We start from the raw sequence: 12,352 nt of genomic DNA on the forward strand, positions 1-12,352 counted from the left end.
AAGAACCGTCTTGCGTCTTTATGCGCGGACGGTTTTTTTGCGCTGCAAGCGGCAGGGAAAAGAACCAATAGCAGTTAACCGCATAAAATAGCATAAACGGATGTACGGCAGGAGGGAACAGTAATGCCCATTATTCCTAATTTTCCGGCGGCGCTCCTGGAGGAGCACCGTCTTTGGCATCATACAAACCATCACAGCAATCCGGCAAACTTGCCGCCTGGCTATGGGGAGAAATTTCTGCAGTTCCACCGGCAATATATCGCCAAGGCTCTTCAGTGGTATGAGCGGCAGGAGTATGACATGCGCCTTGTTGCGCCATGGCAGGAAGTGCCGGAGGAGATTCGCAGCGCCCCGTGCTACGATCGGAATGCCGAGATGCGGATCCGCAATAATCCGGAATCGTTTGCGACTGCGGATGAGCTTGGCTTGTTTCTGGAAGCGTCCAATTTGCACGGCTGTATCCACGAGACAGCGGCCAAGCTCTATGGGCAGCCGGATTTGAACGATTTTGACCTTGCTCCGGCGAATACGATATTTTATAACATACACAGCATGATCGATCAGTGGTACCAGAATTGGGAGCGCGCGAAGGGCATGCGTTTGAAGAACGCGGCCAGGAACGGCGGAGCCAGTGTGCGGGCGGCTGGAAAAGCGGGCAGACCAGGCAGTATGCGCGCAGCATCGGGCGGCAGGAGCAAGTCCGTGCGGCGTTCCGCCGGAGGCAAGCTTCCCCGCAAAGCGGGAGGCAAGCTGGTGCAGTCGTCCAGCCGCCGGCAGTCTGCGCCCTGGCACCGGCCGGCCAGGAGCGGAGCAAGCCCATGGCATCGGCAGGGCGGCATGGCCCCGCAGGAGAAAAGGTAGAGGGAACCTCTTCCCGAGCCGGCAAACCTGACATGCTTATGACAAGAACCCGGGAGCGGGACCGTAAGGGAATGTTCCGCGAAGGGATGTGCCGGGAGGCGGCATATAACGATTTTCGCTTAGGGGATCCGAGAGGGATGGCGACAGTCCTCTCTTCTTAGATATGGGAGAGCAGGGCGCGAAACACATCCGTATAATAAGGCGCCGGCCGCGGTACAAAATGCCCGGCTCCCACAATAAGGGAAGCGCGCTGAAGCTGGCCGCCGCTCAGGGCTGCGACGCCTTCGGCGTTCAGGCTCTCGCAGCGTCCTTCGAACAGATTGATCATCTGGGCAAGCTCCGCCTCGTAAACCCCGGCCACCTCCTCGGCCTGCAGCCGCAGCGAATCCAGGGGGGCATGGTACACCAGCCCGAAGACGTCGCTTATTTCCCGGTCGATGAAGGGGATGCCCTGCGCCGTGCCTTCCGCCTCCTTGCGGGCGGTGCCGAGCGGAATAAGCTCGGAGAACGGCGCGCGGACGCCGAGCTCCTCTTCAAGCTCCCGGGCAGCCTCCGCCATCGTCTCGCCGGCAGCCAAATGGCCGGCAGCCGTAATATCCAGGAAGCCGGGGAAGGTATCCTTGCCGGACTGCCGCTGCTGGAAGAGCACAAGGCGCCGGCTGCCTTCCCGGCGGACCAGCCAGCAGTGGAACGAGCGGTGCCAATGACCGGCGGCGTGAACCTCGCTGCGGCTGGCTGTGCCGATCGGCGCGCCTGAGCTGTCATAAATATCGAAGAATTCCTCGGCGGCGGGTCGCTTGTCGTCATGGGCCGCCATGCTAGGACAGTCCCTCCTGAACGCCCTCAAGCTCTTCATCATTCAAATGCGAAGTACAGTGGCCGCAGCGGGTTGCTTTTATCGGAATTTTGGACAGGCAGTACGGGCATACCTTCTCCGTAGGCTCCGTGACCGATTCCGGTTCCTTAGCGTTCAGCCGGCGCAGCGCGTTCGCGCCCTTCACGATCAGAAAAACGCAAAATGCGACAATGGCGAAGTCGAGGATGACATTAATAAAATTGCCGTAAGCGATCACCGGTGCGGAATGGGCCTGAGCTTCAGCCAAAGTATCGTAATGTTCGTCCAGAGATAAATTAATGAACATATCCTTAAAATTCACTCCGCCGAGTATTCCGCCGATTGGCGGCATGATGATATCATTGACCATCGAAGTGACAATTTTACCGAATGCGCCTCCTATAATGACACCGACTGCGAGATCGAGCACGTTGCCGCGAACCGCAAATTCCCTGAATTCTTTTAATACCTTCATCATGGGCCAATCCTCTCCTTGAGCTGCAAGTCTCTCGATTGAATTCTATTATAACGTAAAGCCGCACCGCAAAAAAAGCGTCGTCCCATGCTTTAATCCCACATTTCATGTCACAGAAAAAAGGATTATTTGGAAAAATGTCGAATTGTCACATGAATATAACAGAATTTCTAGGTAATCGAGGATAGGTATGAGCGAATTGATCGTTTCGGACAAATGGATGTACCTGCTTTTGGCATTAGCTATCAATCTATTTGCCTCTTTTACAATGTACAATATGATCGGTCATTTCAAGCTAGTCAGAAAGCTCCGGCATTATTGGCTGCTGAGCGGGGCTGCCGTATATGCGCTGGGGCTGTGGGTTTGCCACTTTATTGTTCTGATTGCCACGGATAATATGATTGTGATTGATTGGACATCCGTCATCAACCTGTTTGGAATCATGTGCTGCGCTTATTTCTCCTTATGGCTGCTTGGCTCGGCCCGGATCTTCGTCATCAAACTGCTGATGAGCAGCCTGATTATGGCGGCAGGGACCGTGTTCTTGAATTATGCCAGTCTTCTGAGCGACCAGGTCCAGGATTACAGCGTCCACACCGGGCTGGTTTGCTTCGCCTTTGTCTTGAGCTTTCTGGGAACGGCCTACTCCTTCCATCTGTTCGAGCAAAAGAACGGCACCTACCTGATGCTGCCGGGCCTGATGCTCGGCTTGTCAGGGTTTGCTACGCACTTGATCGGCCTGCTTGCGATAACCATCCTCTATTCCATTGTGCTGACAACGGACCGGCTGAACGAATACATGCGGCTGCTTGCTGTCATTCTCGGAATTACCACCCTGGTGATCTTTGCCTTCAGCCTGCTGGCGAGCTTCGTTGAGCGTCGCTACAATGCCATGAATGAACGCTATAAGCTGCTGGTGGAGAATTCCATGGATATGATCGCGATTATCCGCGATGAATATTGGGAATATATCAATGACTCGGGCCTGCAGATGTTCGAAACGGATAATGAGTCGGATTTGCTGGGAAAGTCGATTTATATGCATCTGCAGCCCAAATGCCATTCGGATATGAAACGGATGCTGCAGGTAACCGCGCAGGGTCTGGGACAGGGGCCGACGGAGCTGGTATGGAACACGGTCAAAGGCAAGCCGCTGTTCACGGAGGTGGTCCAGACCAGCACGAGAATGTCGGGCAAGCCCGTCTTTCAAGTCATTGTCAGAGATATCTCGGAGCGCAAGAAGAATGAGGAATTGCTCATTAACTCGGAAAAGCTGTACGTCGCGGGGCAGCTGGCGGCAGGCATCGCGCACGAGATCCGCAATCCGCTGACCTCCCTGAAGGGGTTCCTGCAGCTGCTCGCCTCCGGCAGGCATAACAATAAAAACTATTTTGATATTATGAAATCGGAACTGAACCGCATCGAATCGATCGTCAGCGAACTGCTTATGCTGTCGAAGCCGCAAATTTATGAGCTGTCCCACAAGGATATCCGCCAGATTATGAATGATACCATAACCCTGCTGGAAGCCCAGGCGATTCTGCACAACATCGAGATGGAATGGAGCCCCGGCCAGGAGCCGCTGTGGGTGCTCGGCGTTGAGAATCAGCTGAAGCAGGTATTCATTAACGTGATTAAGAATGCCATTGAAGCCATGCTTGATGGGGGCAGGATTCTGATCCGCTGCATCCGGGAAGACGGCCAGATCATGGTACGGATTGAGGACTACGGACCGGGCATTCCGGAGGAGCAGATGGCCAAGATCGGTCAGCCCTTTTACACTACCAAGGAAAAAGGCACGGGGCTTGGTCTCATGGTCAGCTACAAGATCGTCGACAATCATCAAGGCAGCATTCAAGTCACCAGCAGGCTGGGAAAAGGGACGACCTTTGAGATCGTGCTGCCTTATCTCGAACCTGCGGCAGAAGCGGAGGTCGGCCCCGGCAAGGTGACGCGGATTCGCCGGAGCCGGACGGATGAGGGGAAGCTCTAGCAGGAACTGTGCTTCAACCAAGCAGAGGGAAAACGCGCCTCTGCTTTTTTGAACTATAATAAAGGATAAAATTCCATCGACCTTTGCTTATATTTCCAAAGGAAGAAAATGGGTCTAGCCATGATAGGACGGGGTAGTCGTTTCTTCTTGGTGAATTCGGCTATAATAGCGTGAGGAGGCGGTAATAAAGAAATGGCACAACCTTTGAGAAAAATGTTTGACCTGCTTGTGGAAGAAGAGCTGCGGCCGCTTGCGGAAGGAGGCGGAGCATGACAATCGGCGCACGCGTGATGAAGACAGGCCTTGCGGTTGCACTGGCCGTTTATATAAGCGGTATGATTGGTTTCTCATCCCCGATCCTTGCAGCGGTTTCATCCATTTTCACGATTCAGCCTTCAATTTCACGTTCATGGAAGCAGATCCTTGATCAGCTTCAGACCAATGTGCTGGGCGCAGCTATCGCGCTTGCAGCCGTTCGTTTATTCGGCAATACGCCGATTTCGCTGGGACTGGTATGCATTATCGTTATTTTGTGCTGTATCCGGCTGCGGATGGAAGCGACGATCGGACTGACGCTTGTCACTGTAGTAGCAGTCATGGAAGCGGATGGAGGGAGCTGGCTGTATGCGCTGGAACGATTCTCCATGGTCCTTACCGGGATGGGGGCGGCTTTTCTGGTGAATGTGCTCGTCTTTCCTCCCAGGCCGCGCAAGCAGTTCGTCAGGCAGGTCCATGACGCCTTCGGCCAGCTGTCGCTGCTGCTGCGGATGGCGATATCCAATGAGATGAAAGAGGATATCCACCGGCAGGAGAAGGAGAAGCTGCATGGCACGCTGCGCAAACTGGAGGAGCGTTATACGCTGTTTGAAGAAGAACGGTCGCTGCTCCCCGGGCGCAAGTTGGCGCGTATCCGGCAGCTGCTGCTGTCCAAGCAGATGATAAGAGCGCTGCAGCAGGGAGCGGATCTGCTTGAGGTTGTGGAGGAGCATTATTTTGCCGCTCCGGGATCAAGAGAGTGGGCGCAGCGGTTTGATCAGCAGATCGAGGAGCTGACGAAGTATCATGAGCAAATTCTGCTGAAGCTGGAAGGAAAGATGAAAGCCGGTGCCGATATCGAGCCTGAAGAGGAGCGGGAGGCGCGCCTGGTGAAGCAGCTGACGGATTACTTCAGCGATGATCTGAATGAGCATAAACGGCTGGTATTTGTCGCTTCTTCCATGTTTGAATATGCCTATCATCTGCGGCGGCTGGACAGGCTGGCGGAGCAGGTTATTGAGCGGGAAGAGCAGGAGACGCCGGTACTGGGGCATTAGTGAAAAAAAGCGAAACGCCCATGTCCGGCAGATGAGAGATCTGCGCGGCATGGGCGTTTTCAATTCGTTGAACGGCTGGTACAATTGTCAGCCTTTGCTGCGGGCATGCGGAAGCAGCTGTGCTGCCGCCAAAGAATCCGCCTCGTTCCTAGTCCTCTTCTTTTTTGTCCGGATGGCGGCGCGGATGCTGCAGATGCGCCTCCTTCTGGGTGATTTCCTTCTTGGGCACCAGCCTCTTGTCGGTACGTCCTTCATGGTGGTTGTCAAAATCAAGCTCGACAAGCTCCCATTCCGATGTGCCAAGCTGCGGATCGGCGGGAAACAGGTCGCCGCGTTCAAGCTTTTCCTCGCGCCCCCATTGGTTGCGGTAGACGCCTTCGGTTTCTACGCGTTCACCGGACATCGGGTCCATCTCATTATGACGCTCATCGCTCATTGCTGTTTTCCTCCTGCAGAGTCATTATAGATCGGTCTTTCCTCATAATTTCAGTATGAGATAGCGCAGCTAACTCCGAATTCTTCTTTAGCATGCCGCGGGTACAGGCAAACTATGTATAAGGAGGCAAGTATTGCTCGGGATATCAACAAAAAAAGCCCCGGATGATCTGAAGGATCATTCGGGGCTCTGTCCGGTTTTATAGCGTTCATAAGCATCATGGCGATGCATCGAGACAATGGCAATCAAGGCTGCCGCAAGGAAGGACGCGGCCCTAGAGCAGCCGCAGGCCGCAAGCGGGACAATCCCGATGTTCATGGGTGACTGGCTCGCCGCAGGCGGGACAGAGCTCGCTGAAGGGCTTCAGCGGGCTGGCCAACGTGCTTGTCTCATTCTCTTCGGCAGCGGGCTCGTCCCCTCCGCTGCGCAGATGAGCCGGTGTGCCGAAAATGGTCTCCATATATTCCTTCATTTGCTTGTACTTGTCCGAATCGTCGCTCATAAGCCGGATAAGGAAGAGCATTCCCCCTACCAGCGCCGCTGTAAACAGCAGCACGACCGCCGTAGCCAGCCCGCCCATGATGCTTACAAGCGGGAACATCCCCTTTTTCAAAGCCCACTCCCCCGCCTTCCTGGGACATCCGATATGTGTTTGCATTATTTAAGGTGATAACGGGCTTCGACTCTTTTGCCGCCAAGCCACATGCCCAGAATAAGAGCGACTGTAAGGACAGGACGCCAGGGCTCCTGCGCGATGCTGCTGATGTCGAAGCTCAGGAGCGAGACGCTGAGAATCATAACCGCCTTGCCCAGCATAATCGCCAGCATGAATGAGCGGAAGGAAACGTTGCTTAGTCCGGAAACAATATTAATAAGTGCGGAAGGCGAGAACGGGAAACAGGCGAGAAAGAAAATAGGGGTGAAGCCTTTCTGCTCGATCCAGTCAAAGAAACGGACGCTTTTGGGAAAGCGTCTCCGGATCCAGCTGCCAAAACGTTTCCCCAGCTTGCGGGCAATCCAGAAGAGCAGCATCGATCCGCTGCACACGCCAATCCATGAATAGAGAGAACCCAGCCAGAATCCGTAAATATTGGCGTTAGCCGCCACGAAGACCAGCAGCGGCAGAACGGGAATAAACGATTCCAGCAGCGGCAGAAAAATCCCCGGAAGCGGCCCATATGCAGAATAGCTCCGCAGTGTGCGCTGAAGATGCTCCAGATCGATCTGCTTCATCTGCTGAATCCATTCTTGTATTTGACTCATTGATTCCAATCCTCCTGCTATTCCACACGGGCGCCATTATCCGCGAACGCACGGAACGGGAACCATATATAGAAGAATCCAATAATCAGAAACATAACCGCACTGACCCATATGACAAGCGACTCGCCATGCCAGGAGGCAAGTGTGCCCCCAACGACAGGTCCTATCATACCGCCGATGCCTTCAACGGTCGAGAAGATACCCCAGCCAAGGCCCTGCTGCCTGGGCGGGACATAGTTGGCGAGCAGCGCATTCCATGCCGGCAGCAGCGTTGCATAGGAAAGCCCCAGCACGCTGGCCAGCAGGATGCTCTCCCATAAGGGCGGAGCAAGCCCGATCAAATACAGACCAAGTCCGATGCCGCCGAAGCCAAGCACAAGAAACCATTTCTTCCCGCCGAGCTTGTCCGACAAACGGCCAAGCGGAATGAGGCTGATCACGGTAAATGCGCCTCCGGCGAGCAGCAGAAACGAATACTGCGTGCCGCTCATCCCCAGATGGTCCTCGGCGAAGCTGGGCAGAATCGGCACGAGCATGCCGGCTCCCATCGTCTGCAGCACCATGCCCGGCAGCAGGAGGCGCATGTGGCGCAGACGGTCTCTCAGGATGGCGAATTGCTCACGCAGGGGCAGGGAAGTCACTGTGCTGTTCTGACGGTTGCTGATGAACATAGCCAGAATCCAGGCGGCAAATGAAAGTCCCAGCAGCAGGTAGTAGGGTATTTTCGTACTGTAATCAAGCAGGATATTGCACACGATGGGGCCGGAGCCGAGACCGATAAACCAGATGGTGTACAGAAACCCCATTTGGGTGGCGCGCTGATCGTCGGACACCTTGGTGAGGCAGACGATCCATATCGGGGAGATGCCTACCCCATAGACGGCTGCGGCCACAATGAAAATCCAGGGCTGATAAGCGAATTGAAAGAGCAGCACGCCGACCAGCGAGAACAAGAGACCGATATGGACAACAAAACGGATGGAGAAGCGGTCCAGCAAATACCCGATCGCCATTTTCAGCAGAGTATCAATAAGGTAGTGGGCTGTGATCGCAACGCCTATAATATCAAGCGTGAGGCCGAGCTGCTTCTCTCCGAAAATCGGCAGGAAGCTGATCAGCATGGCCCCTCGCATAAATTCCACCAGAAACAGAATCGCCGAAAACAGGATGATCTCCGGTCCAAACCATGTTTTGCGAATCGTACTCACTCCTATAAGGATCGAATGTGCTCCTCCCATTATATGCAAGTTGGGGCAAAAGTCCAAGAAGAGGGCATCCGTCAGGCAGGGAGCTGATTATTTATTAAACGAGCGTCAGCGGACAAAAGATGCAATTTTCTCAATAATAGCCAATAAGACCGTTCATCCTGCAAGATTATTCTGTCGGGATGTTAAAAAGAGGCCGCCGGGAGCGAAACCTCCTTGACGGTTCGCTCCCGGCGGCCTCTTTATTTGAAGGACGGCCAGCCGCTGCAGCTATTCTCAGATAAGCAGATTATACAATATCGGATCCTTGTTCAGCTCCAGGAACTGCAGGTCCTTCCGGCGCATTCTCCCGACCAGCGGTTCATAGTCTTCCCGATGCTTGAGCTCAATGCCGACCAGGGCGGGACCGTTGTCCTTGTTGTGCTTCTTCGTATATTCAAATCTTGTAATATCGTCTTCCGGACCGAGCACTTCGTCAAGAAATTCGCGGAGAGCCCCGGCGCGCTGCGGGAAATTAACCATGAAATAGTGCTTTAATCCTTCGAATATAAGAGAGCGCTCCTTGATTTCCTGCATCCGGTCCACGTCATTGTTGCCTCCGCTGATGATGCACACGACCGTCTTGCCGGCAATCTGATCGCGGTACAGATCCAGCGCGGCAATCGGCAGCGCGCCGGCAGGCTCCGCGACGATGGCATTCTCGTTGTAGAGATCAAGCATCGCCGTACAGGCTTTGCCCTCGGGCACAAGCAGCACATCATCAAGCAGCTCGCGGCACATGCGGAAGGTCAGGTTGCCGACCCGCTTGACAGCCGCCCCGTCTACGAATTTATCGATCGTCTCAAGCGTCTTCACCTCGCCGGCATCCATCGATACCCGCATGGATGGAGCGCCTTCCGGCTCAACGCCGATCAGTCTCGTCCCCGGCGATACCGTCTTGACATAAGCTCCGACGCCTGCGGCAAGACCTCCGCCGCCGATCGTAAGGAAGATGAAATCCGGCGCCGCCTCGACTGACTCCATTATTTCTTTGCCGATGGTTCCATTGCCCGCAATGATCTTCGGATCGTCGAAGGGATGGATGAAAGCCAGATCATCCTTGCGGCTGGCTTCAATCGCTTCATTGAAGGCATCGTCGAAGGTATCTCCGGTCAGGATGATCTCCACATCGGGGCCGCCGAAGAAAGCGACCTGGTTCACCTTCTGCCGCGGCGTTGTGCTGGGCATATATATCTTGCCGGGAATCCCGAGCGCATGGCACGAGTAAGCTACGCCCTGCGCATGATTGCCGGCGCTGGCGCACACAACGCCGCGGGCAAGCCGCTCGGCAGGCAGCGACTTCATCATATGGTACGCGCCGCGCAGCTTGAAGGAGCGTACCACCTGCAGATCCTCGCGTTTGAGCAGTACCGTGCAGCCATAACGGGCGGATAACACGCGGTTGTGCTGGAGGGGGGTTCTTGCTGCAACCTCCTTGACATGCATTTGGGCCTGTGCAATCTCGGTAAGGCCCACGGTATAGCTGTTCGTGTGAAGGGATTCATTTGCCATTGCGCCTCGCCTCGCTTTCTTGTTCCAGCTATGAATATAAAAATACTCTAAATATACAAAAAAACCCCGTCCCTCAAGGGACGAGATGCATCTCGTGTTACCACCCTAGTTCCGTCGTCAGCCCTCATGGAGCTTGCGACCGGCGCTTAGTCGCGTACCAGCATACGCGCTCCGTGTAACGGCGGATTCCGTCCGGGCTTATTGTTTCCCTCGCGTCCCGTTATTACAGGACCGGCTGGTGCGCCAAGGCGCAGCACCCTAAGGAATGTTCAGCACGGCTTCTTCGGGAGGATATGTCAATTGACGGCAAACGTTGGCTTTCAGCGGCGTGCCAACTCTCTGGGGATTGCCCGGCTCAAACGCACCTGTTCCCATCAGCGAATTTCTCAGGATTTCGGATTATTATTGTTATACTCCTGCGCGAGCGTTTTTGTCAACCGGCAATCGCCGTTATCTATTTGAGAATGGCATCGGCGGGGCACATAACCTTGAAGCCCGCCTCATAAATTAATTAAATGTGATCCTGATAACGGACCGGAGACAACCTAATAGCTGCAGATGGAAGATGGGGCAAAAAGGGCAATTTGAACAGGAGGGGAATTTGTTTATGGAAGATACACCGAATCAGGTAAGGGGCAAAAAAGTCGAAATACCGGAGCCTATACGCCGCAGTGATGGAGCTGGGGCAACGGACCCGGGGCCGCGCGATATTATGCGCGATCTGGAGAACCCGGATATGCTCGTTCCTCCGGTAACAGATTCAGGTCTTCTGCCGAATTTGAAATTCTCATTCTCCGACACCCATATGCAGCTGAATCAAGGAGGCTGGTCCCGGGAAATTACAGTCCGGGATTTACCGGTTGCGACTACGCTTGCGGGCGTGGATATGCGCCTGACTCCGGGCGGCGTTCGCGAGCTGCATTGGCATCAGCAGGCGGAATGGGCTTATATGCTGTGGGGCTGTGCGCGTGTGACCTCGGTTGATCAGAACGGACGCAACTTCATTGCCGATGTCGGGCCGGGGGACCTCTGGTATTTTCCCGCCGGAATCCCCCATTCCATTCAGGGGCTGGAAGAGGGCTGCGAATTTCTGCTGGTCTTTGACGACGGCAGCTTCTCCGATCTGAATACCCTCTCGATATCCGATTGGTTCGCGCACACGCCCAAAGAGGTGCTTTCCGCGAATTTCGGCGTGCCGGAGCATGCCTTTGACGCTATTCCGTCCGGGCAGGTCTACATTTATCAGGGCAGCATTCCAGGCTCGCTGGAAAGCCAGGCGGTCCAATCGCCGTATGGAACCGTTCCGCAAAGCTTCACCCATAAGCTCCTGGCCCAGACGCCGCTCAAGACGCCGGGCGGGAGCGTGCGGATCGTGGACTCCAGCAATTTTCCCGCGGCCAAAACGATCGCTGCCGCTCTGGTAGAGATTGAACCGGGAGCCATGAGGGAGCTTCACTGGCATCCCAATAATGACGAGTGGCAGTATTATCTCACCGGGCAGGGGCGCATGACCGTATTTGCCGGCAACGGGATCGCCCGGACCTTCGATTACAGAGCCGGGGATGTGGGCTATGTGCCGTTTGCATACGGGCATTATATCCAGAACACAGGTACTCAGACCTTATGGTTTCTGGAGATGTTCAAGAGTGACCGCTTTGTTGACGTATCGCTCAACCAGTGGATGGCGCTGACGCCCCGCGAACTGGTAGAGAGCAATTTGCATGTCGGACCGGAACTGCTTGATGCGCTGCGCAAGGAGAAATGGCCGGTCGTCGAATATCCGGGCTTCTCCTTTATTCCCCCAATAAACAGGTATTGAATTAATAATCCAAATCGGTTAAGTTGGAATTATCTGAACGAACAGGGGAGGTGGCACGGTGAAAGAAGTGCCGATGCCCTATATTAAGGCCAACCAGGCGGGAATTGTGCTGCTGGCTGCTGCCGCTTTTATTTTTCAGGAGCCATGGATCATTGCCGCGCTTTGGGTAATTCAGACTGCAGGTCTGCTGCTTGGGGGACAATGGAATCTGTTTGTCCGGATCGCGAAGCCGTTCCTGACCGTGGCTGGCCGGGAAACGCAAGCCCTGGAGCTGCAAAGGTTCAACAACACCCTGGCGGTCTTGTTCCTTACACTGTCGCTGGCGTCATTTGCTCTTGGCTGGACCATTGCGGGTTATGCGTTTGCCGTGCTGCTGGTGATCGCCGCCGGAGCTGCGCTGCTGGGAGCCTGCATCGGCTGCGTGGTCTATTTTCAGTACAAACAGTTTATGGCCAGAAGACGCCTCAGAACGTAAGCCCGGCTTGATGATTGCGGTAACGGCAGTCAGGCGGAATAAGACATCTCAAGGCACCTTTGCGGGGTGTCTTTTTTCTATCGAAACATAAGGGGAGAGCTCTCGCATCCGGCGAAGCGCGGAATG

The 12,352-nt window shown here is 54.8% G+C and carries 12 protein-coding genes; 5 read left to right on the forward strand and 7 right to left on the reverse strand.

The features are described 5' to 3' along the window. Positions 1-123 precede the first annotated feature (123 nt). Positions 124-861, forward strand: a complete 738-nt coding sequence (locus AC0YOA_RS17160; protein ID WP_475787616.1) for a hypothetical protein — start codon at positions 124-126, stop codon at positions 859-861. A 157-nt stretch (positions 862-1,018) separates the two neighbouring features. Here the strand turns inward: AC0YOA_RS17160 and AC0YOA_RS17165 are convergent, their stop codons facing one another. Next, a complete protein-coding gene (locus AC0YOA_RS17165) occupies positions 1,019-1,678 on the reverse strand; it encodes an NUDIX hydrolase (protein WP_475787617.1) in 660 nt (219 codons plus the stop codon). A 1-nt stretch (position 1,679) separates the two neighbouring features. Then, on the reverse strand, positions 1,680-2,174 hold the full coding sequence (gene mscL / locus AC0YOA_RS17170; RefSeq protein WP_475787618.1) for a large conductance mechanosensitive channel protein MscL: 495 nt from the start codon (positions 2,172-2,174) through the stop codon (positions 1,680-1,682). A 187-nt stretch (positions 2,175-2,361) separates the two neighbouring features. Between mscL and AC0YOA_RS17175 the strand changes: the two genes are divergently transcribed. Next, complete coding sequence (locus AC0YOA_RS17175) at positions 2,362-4,164, forward strand: ATP-binding protein (RefSeq protein ID WP_475787619.1); 1,803 nt, start codon at positions 2,362-2,364, stop codon at positions 4,162-4,164. A 269-nt stretch (positions 4,165-4,433) separates the two neighbouring features. Continuing rightward, entirely contained in the window at positions 4,434-5,477 is a 1,044-nt protein-coding gene (locus tag AC0YOA_RS17180; RefSeq protein ID WP_475787620.1) for an FUSC family protein, read from the forward strand. 148 nt (positions 5,478-5,625) lie between these two features. Here AC0YOA_RS17180 and AC0YOA_RS17185 read toward each other — a convergent pair whose 3' ends face one another. From AC0YOA_RS17185 to ilvA, 5 genes are all read right to left on the reverse strand, one after another. Continuing rightward, complete coding sequence (locus AC0YOA_RS17185; RefSeq protein ID WP_475769748.1) at positions 5,626-5,913, reverse strand: transposase; 288 nt, start codon at positions 5,911-5,913, stop codon at positions 5,626-5,628. Positions 5,914-6,187: 274 nt separating this feature from the next. Continuing rightward, positions 6,188-6,526: a hypothetical protein gene (locus tag AC0YOA_RS17190; RefSeq protein ID WP_475787621.1), complete on the reverse strand. Its 339-nt coding sequence runs from the start codon at positions 6,524-6,526 to the stop codon at positions 6,188-6,190. 44 nt (positions 6,527-6,570) lie between these two features. Next, on the reverse strand, positions 6,571-7,176 hold the full coding sequence (locus tag AC0YOA_RS17195) for a TVP38/TMEM64 family protein (RefSeq protein ID WP_475787622.1): 606 nt from the start codon (positions 7,174-7,176) through the stop codon (positions 6,571-6,573). Positions 7,177-7,193: 17 nt separating this feature from the next. After that, entirely contained in the window at positions 7,194-8,384 is a 1,191-nt protein-coding gene (locus tag AC0YOA_RS17200; protein WP_475769750.1) for an MFS transporter, read from the reverse strand. Between the two features lie 273 nt (positions 8,385-8,657). Then, positions 8,658-9,932, reverse strand: a complete 1,275-nt coding sequence (gene ilvA / locus AC0YOA_RS17205; RefSeq protein ID WP_475787623.1) for a threonine ammonia-lyase IlvA — start codon at positions 9,930-9,932, stop codon at positions 8,658-8,660. A gap of 607 nt (positions 9,933-10,539) precedes the next feature. On the opposite strand from ilvA, the gene AC0YOA_RS17210 reads away from it, so the two are divergent. Continuing rightward, positions 10,540-11,751, forward strand: a complete 1,212-nt coding sequence (locus AC0YOA_RS17210) for an oxalate decarboxylase family bicupin (RefSeq protein ID WP_475787624.1) — start codon at positions 10,540-10,542, stop codon at positions 11,749-11,751. 58 nt (positions 11,752-11,809) lie between these two features. Next, positions 11,810-12,226 (forward strand): DUF4395 domain-containing protein, encoded by a 417-nt coding sequence (locus AC0YOA_RS17215; RefSeq protein WP_475769753.1) that lies wholly within the window; start codon positions 11,810-11,812, stop codon positions 12,224-12,226. Positions 12,227-12,352 lie beyond the last annotated feature (126 nt).

Source organism: Paenibacillus sp. JT22N12 (assembly GCF_056269365.1).

Coding starts and splice junctions, on each gene's coding strand:
- AC0YOA_RS17195 (WP_475787622.1), bottom strand. CDS start 7,176: ATGAGTCAAATACAAGAATGGATTCAGCAGATGAAGCAGATCGATCTG.
- AC0YOA_RS17210 (WP_475787624.1), top strand. CDS start 10,540: ATGGAAGATACACCGAATCAGGTAAGGGGCAAAAAAGTCGAAATACCG.
- AC0YOA_RS17185 (WP_475769748.1), bottom strand. CDS start 5,913: ATGAGCGATGAGCGTCATAATGAGATGGACCCGATGTCCGGTGAACGC.
- AC0YOA_RS17180 (WP_475787620.1), top strand. CDS start 4,434: ATGACAATCGGCGCACGCGTGATGAAGACAGGCCTTGCGGTTGCACTG.
- mscL (WP_475787618.1), bottom strand. CDS start 2,174: ATGATGAAGGTATTAAAAGAATTCAGGGAATTTGCGGTTCGCGGCAAC.
- ilvA (WP_475787623.1), bottom strand. CDS start 9,932: ATGGCAAATGAATCCCTTCACACGAACAGCTATACCGTGGGCCTTACC.
- AC0YOA_RS17175 (WP_475787619.1), top strand. CDS start 2,362: ATGAGCGAATTGATCGTTTCGGACAAATGGATGTACCTGCTTTTGGCA.
- AC0YOA_RS17160 (WP_475787616.1), top strand. CDS start 124: ATGCCCATTATTCCTAATTTTCCGGCGGCGCTCCTGGAGGAGCACCGT.
- AC0YOA_RS17165 (WP_475787617.1), bottom strand. CDS start 1,678: ATGGCGGCCCATGACGACAAGCGACCCGCCGCCGAGGAATTCTTCGAT.